The 14052-nt window shown below is 63.2% G+C and carries 12 protein-coding genes; 3 read left to right on the top strand and 9 right to left on the bottom strand.

The window, feature by feature from the left end:
- Window positions 1–2 precede the first annotated feature (2 nt).
- A complete protein-coding gene (locus I3J27_RS11370; protein ID WP_247496571.1) occupies window positions 3–236 on the bottom strand; it encodes a hypothetical protein in 234 nt (77 codons plus the stop codon).
- Between the two features lie 450 nt (window positions 237–686).
- Here I3J27_RS11370 and I3J27_RS11365 point away from each other — a divergent pair, with 450 nt between their 5' ends.
- Window positions 687–1184: a hypothetical protein gene (locus I3J27_RS11365; protein ID WP_270168877.1), complete on the top strand. Its 498-nt coding sequence runs from the start codon at window positions 687–689 to the stop codon at window positions 1182–1184.
- 114 nt (window positions 1185–1298) lie between these two features.
- Here I3J27_RS11365 and I3J27_RS11360 read toward each other — a convergent pair whose 3' ends face one another.
- From I3J27_RS11360 to I3J27_RS11345, 4 genes are all read right to left on the bottom strand, one after another.
- Window positions 1299–3665: an efflux RND transporter permease subunit gene (locus I3J27_RS11360; RefSeq protein WP_270168875.1), complete on the bottom strand. Its 2367-nt coding sequence runs from the start codon at window positions 3663–3665 to the stop codon at window positions 1299–1301.
- A gap of 205 nt (window positions 3666–3870) precedes the next feature.
- Window positions 3871–4656, bottom strand: a complete 786-nt coding sequence (gene eutC / locus I3J27_RS11355) for an ethanolamine ammonia-lyase subunit EutC (RefSeq protein ID WP_270168873.1) — start codon at window positions 4654–4656, stop codon at window positions 3871–3873.
- A gap of 6 nt (window positions 4657–4662) precedes the next feature.
- Complete coding sequence (locus I3J27_RS11350; RefSeq protein WP_270168871.1) at window positions 4663–6249, bottom strand: B12-binding domain-containing radical SAM protein; 1587 nt, start codon at window positions 6247–6249, stop codon at window positions 4663–4665.
- Between the two features lie 152 nt (window positions 6250–6401).
- Window positions 6402–7784: an ethanolamine ammonia-lyase subunit EutB gene (locus I3J27_RS11345; protein WP_270168869.1), complete on the bottom strand. Its 1383-nt coding sequence runs from the start codon at window positions 7782–7784 to the stop codon at window positions 6402–6404.
- A 226-nt stretch (window positions 7785–8010) separates the two neighbouring features.
- On the opposite strand from I3J27_RS11345, the gene I3J27_RS11340 reads away from it, so the two are divergent.
- Complete coding sequence (locus I3J27_RS11340; protein WP_270168867.1) at window positions 8011–9741, top strand: methyl-accepting chemotaxis protein; 1731 nt, start codon at window positions 8011–8013, stop codon at window positions 9739–9741.
- Between the two features lie 259 nt (window positions 9742–10000).
- On the opposite strand, the gene I3J27_RS11335 is transcribed toward I3J27_RS11340, so the two are convergent.
- A complete protein-coding gene (locus tag I3J27_RS11335) occupies window positions 10001–10345 on the bottom strand; it encodes a YciI family protein (protein WP_270168865.1) in 345 nt (114 codons plus the stop codon).
- Between the two features lie 192 nt (window positions 10346–10537).
- Complete coding sequence (locus tag I3J27_RS11330; protein WP_306417069.1) at window positions 10538–11056, bottom strand: DinB family protein; 519 nt, start codon at window positions 11054–11056, stop codon at window positions 10538–10540.
- Between the two features lie 110 nt (window positions 11057–11166).
- Here I3J27_RS11330 and I3J27_RS11325 point away from each other — a divergent pair, with 110 nt between their 5' ends.
- A complete protein-coding gene (locus tag I3J27_RS11325) occupies window positions 11167–12018 on the top strand; it encodes a LysR substrate-binding domain-containing protein (RefSeq protein WP_270168861.1) in 852 nt (283 codons plus the stop codon).
- A gap of 14 nt (window positions 12019–12032) precedes the next feature.
- On the opposite strand, the gene I3J27_RS11320 is transcribed toward I3J27_RS11325, so the two are convergent.
- Both I3J27_RS11320 and I3J27_RS11315 read right to left on the bottom strand, forming a co-directional pair.
- Complete coding sequence (locus tag I3J27_RS11320) at window positions 12033–12410, bottom strand: VOC family protein (protein WP_212335917.1); 378 nt, start codon at window positions 12408–12410, stop codon at window positions 12033–12035.
- Between the two features lie 346 nt (window positions 12411–12756).
- A complete protein-coding gene (locus I3J27_RS11315) occupies window positions 12757–13893 on the bottom strand; it encodes a sterol desaturase family protein (protein WP_270168857.1) in 1137 nt (378 codons plus the stop codon).
- Window positions 13894–14052 lie beyond the last annotated feature (159 nt).

Genomic DNA, 14052 nt, shown 5'->3' with positions numbered 1-14052 from the left:
ACTTACTGGTTGTGGTTCTTCAGGACCTGGTCGCAGGCCTGCGAGATCTTGGCCCGGTTCTCCTTGAGGCAGGCCAGGATGGTGAAATCGCCCTGGTCGATGACCGGACGGCAGAACTTCTGCACATCGCGCGTGCAGGCCTTCTGCTCGCTGTCCGTGCCGCGCCCTTGCTGGGCAAACGCCGCCGTCGAAAGGGATGCCGACAGCAGGGTGAGAGCGACGAGAAGCTTACGCATTGTATTCCTTCATTCTGACGGCAGAATCGCACCGGTCCCGGACTGCACAGGGCGGACGGCGGGAGCGGATTGGTCTGATGGCAAGTCGCCGCGGAACGTGCGGCCTCGGAGAAGGCACAAGCACTGGCAAATGCGGCCAAATTGGCGCCACCCTCACCAAATCAAGCCTTCCCGCGCCCTTCATTGGCAGATGTAAGAGATTGATACTACGTCATAATTCTGGCGCGCCGCGTTTTGCTGCGCACCTGTTGCAGAGCTGCATCTCTCCGCCCGGCTTTTCCCGCCAGAAACCGGGGGAATCGCGGATCTGAGCCGGGTGCGGGGGCGTCGTGAACGCCCGTCTCTGGCCGCCAGGCTTTGAACCTGACACAGGCTCGGAACACTAAACTTTCGATGCGGCGAGACGTTCTACATTGGAAGTGGACGTCATTCGAAAACGGGATATTCAACATGCAGTTCTTTGGGCGATCTGGACAGGCAATCATGGCGGCCGGCATTGGCGCTGCGCTGCTCTTCTCAGTCTCGGCAAGCCATGCTCAGTCGTCCGGACCGTTTGCAGGTTTCGATGGCGCATGGACCGGCACCGGCACGGTGGCGCTGTCCGATGGCACCACCGAGCGCATCCGCTGCAAGGCCGACTACAAGGTCGCCGGCACCGGTCTCAGCCTCAAGCAGGCCCTGCATTGCGCCTCCGACAGCTACAAGTTCGACCTCACCAGCGACGTGACCAGTCAGGGCGAGCGGATCTCCGGTAACTGGAGCGAGACCAACCGCAACATCTTTGGAAATCTGCAAGGCACAGCCGGCGGCGGCCAGATCGAAGTGTTCGTCGAGGCCAACGGCTTTGCCGCCAATCTGTCACTGCGCACCAACGGCACCAAGCAGACGGTGCAGATCAACTCCAAGGGCGAGATCCGCGGCGTCAACATCACGATGACGAAGAGCTGAAGCCTTTCAAGTTCGGAAAAGAAAAGGCCCCCGGTTCGCGCGAGCCGGGGGCCTTTTGCTGGTCGACGTTATGCGCAAGTGCTTGTGTGACGTCTCAATGCGAGACGGCACCGCTCAGATCGCCGGCTTGTCGGTGCCCTGAAGCTTGGCGTGCAGATTGATCAGCCACATCGCCGTCGGCCGCAGGATGAAGAGGTCGGCGACGAGCGCCATCACCATCGAGAAGGCGCTGAGCCAGCCGAACAGCCGCAGCGACGGCAGATCGGAGAACACGGTGACGACGAGGCCGCAGGCCAGCACCACCGTGGTCAGGATCAGCGCCGGTCCGACCAGCACGGTCGCCCGCTCCACCGCGAGCGCCGAGCCGACGCCCGGCTTGCTCTCGAGTCTCAGGCGGTTGAGGAAGTGAATGGTGGCGCTGAGGCCCAGACCGAACGAGACGGTGAGCGCGACGACGCTGGCGAATTGCAGCCCCTCGCCCATCGCCCACAGCACCGTTCCCGACATCACGACGGGGAAGATGCCCGGCAGGATGCAGGCGAACATCACGACCCATGAGCGGAAGGCAAGGCCGATGAAGATCGCGACCAGCGCGAATTCGACGGTGAGGCCGCGATTCAGCTTCTCGATCATGCTGGCCGAGTTGCGGGCGGCGATCGCCGCGAGACCCGTCACAGCGACTTCATAGCCGGGATGCTTCTTGCGGACGGCATCGAGCTCGGAATCGAGCTTGTCGACGATCGGCAGCAGCTGGCTGGAATCCTTGTCCGGCACGCGGCCCGCGACCACCACGGCATCCTGCTCGGCATCGATGAAGCGCCGCACCAGATGCTCGGGGATGACGCCGACATATTCCTTCAGCGTCGCGACGTCGGCGCTGCCGGCCTTTTCCGCAAGCCAGCGGCGCAGGGTCTCGATCGACCAGACGTTGCCGACGCCAGCGGCCTTCTCGACGGTCGCATGCACGTCAGCAATCGTCTGGAGCGTCTCCGGTGAATAAAGCGATTCACCCTTGGGGAACTGGATCAGCACGTTGACCGGATTGGCGCCGGTCAGCTTGGCATCGAGCCGGTCGCTGGCGGCAACGGCCTGACGCTTGTCCGGCACCTGGTCGGCGAGGCGGTAGCGCGGCTCCAGATTGGCGTAGATGACGCCGAGGCCGCCGACGAACAGCACCGCGATCAGGCTGAACAGGCCGGGACGGCCGACCATGCGCACCGCGATCCAGTAGCAGAAATTGCGCAGCGCCTGCACACCGGCATCGGCGCTCTGGAACTTGACCGCGAACGTCTTCTCGTTGCGCACCAGCAGCACGCCGAACACCGGCACCAGCGACAGCACCGCGACCAGCGCGATGATGGTGGCGGCCAGACCCGCCTCGCCGAATTTACGGATCAGGTCGGAGTCGGAGAACTGGAGCGCAATGAAGGAAATGCCGGCGGTGCCGTGCGTCAGCACGCAGGCCGGCCCGACCACCATCACCGCGTTCTTGAACGCAGTGAACTTGTCCTGGCCTGCGATCAGCCGGTCGCGTGCGGCGAAGGTGAGCTGCATCGAGTCCGAGAAGCTGATGACCATGATGAGCGGCGTCATCACGTTCAGGAACATGTTGAGATTGAAATTGGCCCAGCCGAGCGCGCCGAGCGCCAGCAGGATCGCGATCATCGGCGGGAATGCCGCCGCCACCATGAACGAGATCTTGCGGAAGAAGATGATGGCGATGATGCAGCCGGCGAGAATGCCGAGGATGTTGTAGGTCAGCCCGTCGCGCTCGACCGCGTTGCGGATCTCGAGCTGCATCACCGGCACGCCGGAGAGCTGCACGTTGAGCCCGGTCTCGCCGAGGTCTTCCTTCATCAGCGCGCGGATGTCGGCGACGGTCTTGGTCAGCTTGCTCGATGCCACGACCTCGGGATCGAGCGACAGCACGATCAGCGCCAGCGTGCCGTCCTCCGACAACAGCTTGCCGCGGATGATCTCGTTGTTCTTGACGGTCTCGATGAACTTGTCATAGGCCGCGCCCTCGGGCAGCTCGGGCGGGAATAGCGCCGCCGGCAGCTTGCCCGGTGCCGGCGCCTGGCGCGCCGAGAACAGCGAAACCAGGCCGCGCGTGCCTTCGACCAACTGCATGTCGGTGACGAAGTCGCGCAGCTTCTCGAGGTTGTTCCGGGCCAGCAGGGTCTTGCCCTCGACCACGACGAGGACGTCGAACTCCTCGGCCGGGAACTTCTTGGTCACCTCTTCATATTGCTTGAATTCGCGGGTGTCGGAGCGGAACAGCTGCGACAGCGAATCGTCGATCTTGATCCGGTAGATGCCGAACACGGCGCCGACGATCAGCGCGAGCAGCACGATGCAGGAGACGATCGGCGCCTTGACGGCGATCAGCCCGATGCGCTCGAGCCCGAAGGCGATCGAAGACGTAGGTCCCTGCTCGACCTTGTCGACATGAACCTCATTCTCGCGGTGCTTTTCGAGCATGCCTTGTCCAGTTCCTAAATCGGCTCAAGCTGTGAGCTTATGGCGTCCCGCGAACGGCTTGAAAATGCCATACCAATGGGAGGCTTGCCCTTTGAAAATGCGCGGAAAATCGCCGCGAGGGGTTTAGCAGGTCAAGAGGTCTTTTCGCAAGCAGGCGAAAGGTGGCCGAATCGATCAAGATGCGGCGATTTTGCGGGAACGCCCGTCATTCGGGCAAAGCCGTGCTAATTCGACGCGGCGCGCGGTCTGCGCTCTCGTCCTTCAGCACCACGCCGGTGACTTCCCGGGCCAGCCCCTCGCGGACCAGCCAGGCGATCTTGAAGGCGGCCTCGTCATAGCTCAACCCCGCCTTGTGGATATTCGAGACGCAATTGCGCTCGGCATCGGTGCGGCCAGGCTTCGGCGCGAAGGTCAGATAGGCGCCGAGACTGTCCGGTGCGGACAGGCCCGGCCGCTCGCCGATCAGCGTCACGACCATGCGCGCACCGAGAATGGCGCCGATCTCGTCGCCGAGCGCGACGCGCGCGCCTGAGGCGACGACGACGCGGCCGATCGCGACGCCGTCCCCTTCCGCGAGCCGCGAAAGCAGGTGAGACAGCAGCGCCGTCGCATGGGCGTGAACCGCCGCCGCCGACAGGCCGTCGCCGATCACGATGGCGAGCTGGCACGGCTCACTTGCGCATCGTGCCAGGGTCTCCGCAGAGCCGGCATCGAGCTGTCGTCCCAGATCGGGACGCCTCAGATAGTCGCGGCGGTCGACCGCCCGGCTCCGCACCTCGGTGACGACGAGGCCGAGCGCGCGGAGATCGGCGGCCAGAAGCGGCGCGTCGAACACCGCATGCACGGCATCACGGGCGCGGGCATGGTCCAGCGTGAAATCGAGCAGCGCCCTCGTCGGCACGCTCGCACCGCTCCGCCCGAGCGCGACGCGCGCGGGCGTGAGCGATCTGAGATCGAGGGTCGGGCGGCGCGGAACGGCCGGATCAGACATGTCGCATCATTCGGCGGGAACGGCGGCCTCGCGCAGCCGGATCGAGTAGTTCGAGGCGTTCTGCTTGCCGCTCGAGGCCGCACGCGCAAAGGTGATCAGATGGTGCGCGATCAGAGTGCACCCAATCAGGCCTTCGAGATCGCCGCGCCTGATGCGTCCCAGCGCGAACTTCCAGAACACGCGCTTGTAGTCGCCGAGCACGCCGACCTTCCAGAAGATGTTGCGCAGCATGACGAGACCGCGCCTGATGTTGGGCCAGGTCTTCATCTCGTCAGGCGTCGGCATCTTGAGGCGATGCACATAAACGTGGTCGCATTGATACTGGAAACGCGCATAGACCTTCTCGGGCTCGTAGGCGACGCCCATGGCGTGCTTCCAGGACGCGACGACTTCGTCATAAGGCAGCAGGAAGTCGACGTTGGAATCGCGGCCGTCGTCGTCGATCAGGCGCCCCTCGCGCTCCAGACGGTCCCATAGCGGCGTCTTCGGCAGCGCCTGAAGCAGATTGATGGTGAGCAGCGGAATCCGGGACTCCTCGACGAACGAGAGCAGCGCCTCCGAGGTGTTCGGCTTGTCGGTGTCGAGCCCCATGATGATGCCGGACACGACCTCCATACCGTAGGAATTGATGGTGCGTACGCCCTCCAGGATCGGGACCATCATGTTGTGGTCTTTGTGCATCGCCTTCAGCGCGTCGGGATCGGGCGTCTCGATGCCGCAGAAGATGGTGATGAAATAGGCCTCGCGCATCTTCTCGAGGATCTCGGGACGCTTGGCGATGTTGAGCGTCGCCTCGCAGGCGAGCCGCACCACATAGCCGGTCCTCTTCTGCCATTCGATCAGGTGCGGCAGCAGATCCATCGCCGCCTTGCGGTTGCCGATGAAATTGTCGTCGACGAAATAGACCGTGTCGGTCATGCCGCATTCGCGCAGGCGGTCGAGCTCGGCGATGATCTGCTCCGGCGTCTTGATGCGCGGGTTGCGGCCGTAGAGGCCGGGGATGTCGCAGAACTCGCACTGATAGGGACAGCCGCTGGAATACTGGATGCTGCCGAGGAAGTATTTCTTCACATCAGCGAGCTCATAGGCCGGGATCGGAAACTCCGTCATCGGCACGCGGTCCTTGGTGGTCAGGACCACCTGCTCGTCAGGACGCGCGGTGTCGCGCGAAAGAATCTCGATCAGCTGGTTGGTGGCGTCGCCGAGCTCGCCGACATGGAGATAGTCGAAGGACGGATAATAGTTGGGACAGGCGCTGACCGAGGGACCGCCGAGCGCGACCGGCAGGTCGAATTCATGGGCGCGGCGGCAGATGTCGTTCATTTGCTGCCGCTGGATGTGCATGCCGCTGACGAAGACCGCCTCGGCCCAGGCGAACTCTTCCCTGGTCGTGCGCCGGAGATTCTCGTCGACGAATTTGACCTGCCACTCTTCGGGAAGATAGGCCGCGAGCAGCAGAAGGCCCTGCGGCGGCATGAAGGCGCTGACACCGTCAGTCAGCGGATAGGAGTGCTCGAACGTCCCGAATGACGACGTGTACCGCGGAAACACGCAAAGAATCCGTCGGACCGTCCCGTTACTTTCAGCTCGCATCAAAAGTCCCCCGCCACGCTCGACATAGCTGCGGAAATTGCCAGCCCGACACATAGCGTAATGCTGTCGGCGGAATTTCTCAATATTGTGGCATGAGCATAATTCCGAGAGGGACCAATGGTTTCCTCGAGGGGAATTGCGGTTGCGCCGCGTCAGGCAATCAGCCGCGAGGCAAAATCGGGCAGCAGGCCTGCATCGCCGGCAAGCCGGAAATCGGTGCCTGTAATGCCCGCCTGCGCCAGCCAGGCCTCAAACTCCGGCGCGCGGCGCAAGGAGAAGACGTCACGGACATAGAGCGCGTCGTGAAACGACGTCGACTGATAATTCAGCATGACGTCGTCGGCGCCCGGGACGCCCATGATGAAGGTGACGCCGGCAGCCGCAAGCAGCGTCAGGAGGTTATCCATGTCGTCCTGGTCCGCCTCGGCATGGTTGGTGTAGCAGATGTCGATGCCGAGCGGCAGGCCGAGCAGCTTGCCGCAAAAGTGATCTTCCAGCCCCGCCCGGATGATTTCCTTGCCGTCGTAGAGATATTCCGGGCCGATGAAGCCGACCACGCTGTTGACCAGCAGCGGGGCAAAGGCGCGGGCGACCGCATAGGCGCGCGCCTCGCAGGTCTGCTGGTCGACGCCGTGATGGGCATCGGCCGACAGCGCCGAGCCCTGGCCGGTCTCGAAATACATCACGTTCTGTCCGACCGTGCCGCGCTTCTGCGACAGCCCGGCTTCGTGCCCCTCCTTCAGCAGCGCGAGATCGATGCCAAAACTGCGGTTGGCGGCCTCGGTGCCCGCGACCGACTGGAAGACGAGGTCGACCGGCACGCCCTGCCCGATCAGCGAGACCGTCGTCGTGACATGGGTCAGCACGCATCCTTGCGTCGGGATCTTCAGCCGCGCGATGATTTCGTCGAGCAGCCGCAGCAATTGCCCGATCACGGCCGGATCGTCGCTCGCCGGATTGATGCCGATACAGGCATCGCCGGCACCTAGCAGGATGCCGTCGAGGATCGAGGCGGTGATACCCCTGGCGTCGTCGAAGGGGTGGTTGGGCTGCAGCCGCGTGCTCATCCGCCCCTTCAGGCCAATGGTGTTGCGGAAGGCGGTGGTGACCTCGCATTTCCGCGCCGCCAGGATCAGATCCTGGTTGCGCATCAGTTTTGACACCGCGGCCGCCATTTCCGGGGTGATGCCGCCCGCCAGCTTGCGCAGAACCTCGGGCGTCGCAGCGTCCGACAGCAGCCAGTCGCGGAAGGCGCCGACCGTGAGGGATGCCACCGGCGCGAACGCCTTGGCGTCATGGCTGTCGATGACGAGGCGTGTGACTTCGTCGACCTCATAGGGGATGACGGCTTCCTGCAAGAACCGCCCGAGCGGGACGTCGGCCAGCGCCATCCGCGCTGCGATCATCTGCTCGGCACTGGCCGCGGCAATTCCGGCCAGCCGGTCGCCGGAGCGCGGCGGCGTCGCCTTGGCGAGTAGGTCGCGCAAATCGGGGAATGTGTAGCTCGTGGCGTCGATGGTGTGGCGGTAGACCAAGGGCCCCTCCGGGGTTCGTCGGCCAGTGACCGACTCCAGTCGCGATCCCCAAGGCTATACCTTCAGATCAAGACGCTGAAATATCTTACCTTTCTTTCGACCAAGGGCGAAGGGGGCAGGCCCCGGCGTTAACGCCGCATCCATCTTCGTTCTGCATAGTTTTGCATCAAATTCGCACGACCGCGCTCACCGGCCGCTTCAGGCCATTTTCGGGCCCCTGAACACCATGACATCAGACCGATCCGGGAATGCCGCCAATCTGGCCGGCCGCTTCACCCTCGCGACCAAGCTCTACGCGATCTTCGCGCTGTTCGCGCTGCTCACGGCGGCGATCGCGATGCTGTCCGACTACAACAGCCGCCGCAGCGCCGACCTCACCAGCGCCATCGAGACGGCGAACGCCGCCGCGCTGAACGTCGAGCGGGTCAACTCGCTGGTCTATGCGGTCGTGATGGAATCGCGCGGCGTCTACATGTCGACCGAGCCTGCCGTGGTGAAAAAATACGGCGAAGGCCTGCTCAAGTTCAACGCGCATATCCTCGACGTCGTGAAGCGCTGGCAGACCATCGTCAAGGCCGACGATGCCGAGCAGTTTTCCACCTTCAAGAAGCGCATCGAGCAGTTCGTCGAGTTCCGCAAGGAGCTGGTGCGCCGCGGCGTCGAGATCAATGCGGCCGCGGGTCGCGAATGGGGCGACAACGACGCCAACCGCGCGGTGCGCTCGGCGCTGAACAAGGATCTCGAGGCGCTGTCCAAGGTCTATGCCGAGCGCGCCAAACAGATCGCGTTCGAGACCGAGACCAACCGCATCCTGTCGCTGGTGCTGACCTGCCTCGGCGGCATCGCGCTGGTGCTGGTCGTGATCGGCATCGTCATCATCGCCCGCTCGATCGCCCGTCCGCTGTCCGCCATCACGGCGGCCATCAAGCAGGTCGCCGACGGCACCGAAGGCGTCGTGGTCCCGCACGGTGGCCGCGCTGACGAGATCGGCGCGCTCGCCCGCGCCATCCAGATCTTCCAGGACGCGATGGGCCGCAACCGCAACCTCGCCTCGCAGGTCTCGCAGGATTCCGCCGCGCGCGAGGAGCGCGCCCGCCACATCGAGCAATCGGTCGACGCGTTTCGCGAGGCGATCGGCGCGATCATGCGCGGCCTCAGCGACAACGCCAGCGTCATGCGCGAGACCGCGCAGACCATCACGCGCGTCACCGCGGATGCGAACAGCCGCGCCGGCACGGCGGCGAACGCCACCGAGCAGGCCTCCCACAACGTCACGGCGGTGGCGGGTGCGGCCGAGGAACTGTCGGCGTCGGTGGTCGAGATCGGCCGGCAGGTGAAGCAGTCCGCAGGCGCGGTCGAACAGACCGGCCAGCGCACCGAGAAGTCGATCGCCGAGATCGAGAGCCTTGCCGCAGCCACCCAGCGCATCGACGGCGTGCTCAATCTCATTCAGGCCATCGCCGAGCAGACCAACCTGCTCGCGCTCAACGCCACCATCGAGGCCGCCCGCGCCGGCGATGCCGGCCGCGGCTTTGCCGTGGTCGCCCACGAGGTGAAGGCGCTGGCGGGCCAGACCGCCAAGGCCACCGCCGAGATCGGCGAGAACGTCGGCATGATCCAGGCCTCCACCCGCAACGCGGTCGACGCCGTCCGCGAGATCGGCGGCGCCGTGCGCGAGATCAACGAGGTCACCTCCGCAATCGCCGGCGCCGTCGCCCAGCAGGACCAGGCCACGCGCGAAATCTCCTCCAACGCGCAGAGCGCCGCGCAGGGCAACGAGACCCTGGTCGCCAACATCACCTCGCTCCGCGATGCCATCGGCGAGACCGACACGGCGGCAGCCTCGGTGCTGACGGCGGCAAGCAGCCTGACGGAGACCGCAGACACGCTGTCACGCGAGGTGGAGAAGTTTTTCCAGAACCTGCGCTCGGACAGCCGCATCGCCAAGGCGGGATGATTGCGCGTCCGCCGGACCTGCGAAGCCGGCGGACGACCTGTCAAAACAAAAACTCGCAAAACAACCCCATGCACAGTAGCCGGGGCCAGCGATATCAATGGCTTGGTTGACCGGCCATGTTGAATGCTGATTTTACGAAACCGCTTTGACTCGTCGGGCAAAACGCTGGCATGATGTCATCGTGCCAGAGGTGGGCGTTGGTCTGTCCACGAAGGCGCCGCCTCAACCGAGCGGCCTCGCAAATCGCATCAAGCAGTCGTCATACATGGAGTGGTCGGACCTCTTGTGGCCAGCCACAAGCCGTTGCGAGCTTGCCGGCCCAAAACTTTGCGGACTCCTGATTGGAGACATCAACGACGGTGAAGCCACCGAGATACTCGGGGACATCGGAATACCGACCTTCGCCGAAGTGCAGTTCGCCGCTGGTCTCGTCAGCACTGAAAGCCTTGCTCAGGTCTTCATCTACTCCCGCGGCGAAGATGAGCACGCCCGCCTCCTTCATCTCCGCTACGACTGCCCTGGCCAACGGCCCACGGGACTGAAACCACTCTTCGGAGTGATCACCGACCCATTGCTGGTTGAAGTAGATAATGTAGTGCGCCATGTGATCTCCTGTTATCTGCGGCCCGAAGAACCCGCTCCCGTAGATCATCGGTATTTCGCAAGTTCCGCTTATGGCCCGTAGCTGACGCTCGCTCAGGTCGTCTCGACGTCGGCTCGCGGGAGGTAGAGAAGATGAGCCTTGCGATTCCTCGCCCGCGTGACCCTGATGGGCTAAACCGAAGCGACAGCTTTCTTAGTCGATCGATATTGAAGGCGCCGGGGCCCCTCGTTGGAACGCCAGGAGATCCAGGGACGGCGGCTCCTTTCCAGTTAGAATAGAGCAACAAGCGTGTGCTTGACCGCGATGATGCGTCTGGTGGTTGAAAAGGTGCTGGAGGATATCTGCGATCCGCTGCTCGTGTGGCTGACCGCTGGTCGTCCGATAGCCATGCGCCCGCTCCAAGTCGCTATCGCTATAGGCTTCGACCACGGAAATCAGGCGCTCGTCTTCCCTGGAACGGGCACGTGCCAGTTCATTCCGATCGTCATGGATGATGGCGTTGAGCCGATCGGGGTGTTCACCCTCACCCGTCAGACGACGGAGCCAGAGCCGATCCGTGACGAGCAGGTGATTGAGCGTCCCGTGAAGGCTCCCGAAGAAAACGCCGATCGGACGCCGATACGCTTCGTCTGGCAGAGCTAGCGCAGCAGCGTAAAGGCGAGCATTGGCCCATCGGTTGTACGCAGCGAACTGACTGAAAACGGCTGTCATCATCCAAGCCTCCGCCCGGGAATGTAGCGGCTTCGCAGGGGATATTGTGTGAGATATATTCACGCATTGTGTCGGGGAACATTGATATGGATCTACCTTCGACAAGGGGCTTGCAGGCACTCGCGGCGCTAAAGAAGGCGCCAAGCCTATCCAAGGCGGCCGAAACGCTTGGCGTGACGCGGTCGGCATTGTCGCACAGGATTGCAGAATTGGAGCGTCAGCTCGGCGTCACGCTCGTCCGCCAAGTCGGTCGATGCGGCAAACTGACAGAAGACGCCGAATCCCTTCTGATGGTCATGGGTAACGCGCTCGACCGCATCGAAGCAGCGGTGACGCCCCTTCGGCGCCGGCGCGGACAATTGAGGATCAGCACTGTCGCAACTTTCGCCTCACACTGGTTGATCCCGCGCCTTCCGGATTGGCAACACCTGAACCCCGGTGTGGAGTTGGCGATCTCGACGACGACCCGGACGATCGATCTTACGAACGAAGACTTCGACTGCGCTATTCGACATGGCCTCGGCCATTGGAAAGGCCTCGCGGCAACGCGCCTGTTCAACGAAACATTGCTTCCCGTCGCTCGCCCGCATATCGTTGAGCTTTCCAGCAATAGCACCGTCATCCGCGCGCGCTCTCGCTTTCGCGATTGGAACCGTTGGTGGCGCTTGTCAGGTAAGGTCGGTGATCCACCCGATCGGAGCGTCGTGGTCGAGACCCGAGCCCAGGCTATGGATGCTGCCCTGGCTGGTGCGGGCATAGCAGCGATGGACCTCGCCTATGCTGCGCCCCATCTTGCGAGCGGTCGCCTCCGCGCTCTCGACGCAACAGTCCCTCTTCCTGAGGGCTATTACCTTGTCACAAAAGGCGGGCAAACATCACGTGCCGAGACGATAAGGCGATTGGAGATATGGCTTCTCAGCCAGGCGCAGACCGACAACCGACGTAATGCCTGCGTCCCATAGGAGACGATTTCCTACTATTGCGCTCCCGCGCGGAGAGGGGTTGGCCAACCGACACGGACCAACGTTTCATCCGGGTCAGAGATCGCAAATTCGTACATCCCCCACGGCTTGTCTTCGGGCGATTGCTGAAATTCGCGCGCCGCGGCATCAACACTCTCGAGGTAAAGATAGAGCCCAAAAGGGTTTCTTCCCGGCGTTAGCCATCCCTCGACCGCGTCCGTCAGATGCAGATATCCGCCCTTCCCGTTCGACAGCATGCGATAGGTGTCGGGCTCTCCGGGAGCAGGCCTTTCGCTGTCCGGGCGCGCAAAGCCCAGCCGATTGTAGAACCGCTCCGACGCATCAAGGTCATTGCACGGCAGGATCGCGATCAAAGCTCCGGAAGGGCTCATTCGTACACTCCGACGTCATGCAGCAATTTTTTCGTCCGCTCTTCTCAATGTCTGAAAATTTGTCACCTTTAAGGTGGGAGTTGGAGTTGGACAGCCAGATGACCGCTTCGGGGTCACCAGCCGACATCGGCCGAGGCAACCCGGACGCCCGCGGACGATGCACAAGCGGGCTTGCTGCCGTCAATCCAGATGCCTGCCTCGATCAAGCCAGGCTCTGTTCAGCGATGAAACGCGTCAGCGTCTCGGTCTGCCGGGAGCCCACTAAGGCACTGATGTAGCCTCCGGGACGCACCAGTTCGTAGGATGGGGAAAGCGAAGCGAAACCCATCCTACCGTGCTGCGACTCTCACGCTTCTGGGTTCCGATGTTCGAGAAATTCCTTCACCGGCCCGACGAATGGGTGCACGAACTGGCCGAGCATGCCGCCGGGGATCGGCTTCACCGTGCCGTATTTGACCGGCCAGCGGTCTTTGGGCAGGTGCCAGGTTCTGCCCAGCATATCGAACAGCGGCGTGTGTGCCGCGTAGTTCTTGTCGATGGCCTCGGCGTCCGACGCGTGGTGCCAGTGATGGAATTGCGGCGTGACGATCACGTACCGCAGCCAGCCGACATCCATCTTGATGTTTGAATGGATCAGCACCGATTGCACAGAGATGAAAATGAGATAGGCGAAGATCGTGTCTTGCGGGAAGCCGAGCAGGACGATCGGCACCAGCACCAGGGCGCGCGTTGCCAATGGCTCGAAGAAATGGAGGCGCGATCCCGAGAGCCAGTCCATGTGTTCGGGCGAATGATGGACCGCATGGATTCGCCACAACCACGGCACCTCGTGATAGGCGCGGTGGGAGATGTATTCGACTGCATCGGCCGCCAGGATCACCAGCACGAAGCGGACGATCGCCGGCAGGGCCACGACATGCGCCTGCAGTGACGGGCTGATCGCCCAGGCGAAATAGTCATGGGCAAAATGTGTCGAGACCACCAGGAAGATGCCGATCAGCAGGTGATTGACGCCGAAATAGGCGAGATCGAGCCTCCAGCCGGGGCTGAGCGGCCCTTGCTCCGGCCGCACCCGTGGGAAGACCCACTCGAGCAGCACGAATGCTGCGCCGGTGAAGAATAGATCGAGCACCAGCCAGTCGAGGCCGAGATAGAAGCGAGGCTGGAGAAAATCCGGTGTCGGCACGTAGGGCCCGCCAAGCAGCGTGGCGAAGAAGAGCGCGCTGAGGCCGATCGTAGCGCTCACCCGCGGGCCGCCAAGCACGATCCCGATGACGCCGAGCCAGGCACCGACGACCATGGCGATCGCGAGGGTGAGGCGGAGCAGCTCGACGTCGTAATGCACGCGCAGCTCAGGCGTCGTGAGAAAGGCGGGGTAGCGCAGGCATAGCACCGCAGCGATGCTGAGCACGCCGATCGCGGCGCAGAGAGAACTGCCGATGCGCCCTTCGCCGATGCGCGGCCTCGAACTTTCGTGAGCCATAGCGGCCTCCCAACAAAGAGTCTCAAGCGCGTCAGCATAGGCGCGCGAGAGTTCTCTCAAATTCAACGTCTAGGATACATAGATGACCGATAAGGGTTAAAATTGCCAGAAGTCAAAGTCCGCTTCGGGTCCAAATGCCGATACCGGCTGAGCCAGTCC

This window comes from Bradyrhizobium xenonodulans (assembly GCF_027594865.1).
GTDB lineage: Bacteria > Pseudomonadota > Alphaproteobacteria > Rhizobiales > Xanthobacteraceae > Bradyrhizobium > Bradyrhizobium xenonodulans.
Note: the sequence above shows the minus strand (reverse complement) of the source record. Positions and strands in the feature narration are given on the sequence as shown.

Coding starts and splice junctions, on each gene's coding strand:
- I3J27_RS11315 (WP_270168857.1), bottom strand. CDS start 13,893: ATGGCTCACGAAAGTTCGAGGCCGCGCATCGGCGAAGGGCGCATCGGC.
- I3J27_RS11330 (WP_306417069.1), bottom strand. CDS start 11,056: ATGACAGCCGTTTTCAGTCAGTTCGCTGCGTACAACCGATGGGCCAAT.
- eutC (WP_270168873.1), bottom strand. CDS start 4,656: ATGTCTGATCCGGCCGTTCCGCGCCGCCCGACCCTCGATCTCAGATCG.
- I3J27_RS11370 (WP_247496571.1), bottom strand. CDS start 236: ATGCGTAAGCTTCTCGTCGCTCTCACCCTGCTGTCGGCATCCCTTTCG.
- I3J27_RS11320 (WP_212335917.1), bottom strand. CDS start 12,410: ATGAGCCCTTCCGGAGCTTTGATCGCGATCCTGCCGTGCAATGACCTT.
- I3J27_RS11340 (WP_270168867.1), top strand. CDS start 8,011: ATGACATCAGACCGATCCGGGAATGCCGCCAATCTGGCCGGCCGCTTC.
- I3J27_RS11360 (WP_270168875.1), bottom strand. CDS start 3,665: ATGCTCGAAAAGCACCGCGAGAATGAGGTTCATGTCGACAAGGTCGAG.
- I3J27_RS11365 (WP_270168877.1), top strand. CDS start 687: ATGCAGTTCTTTGGGCGATCTGGACAGGCAATCATGGCGGCCGGCATT.
- I3J27_RS11350 (WP_270168871.1), bottom strand. CDS start 6,249: ATGCGAGCTGAAAGTAACGGGACGGTCCGACGGATTCTTTGCGTGTTT.
- I3J27_RS11335 (WP_270168865.1), bottom strand. CDS start 10,345: ATGGCGCACTACATTATCTACTTCAACCAGCAATGGGTCGGTGATCAC.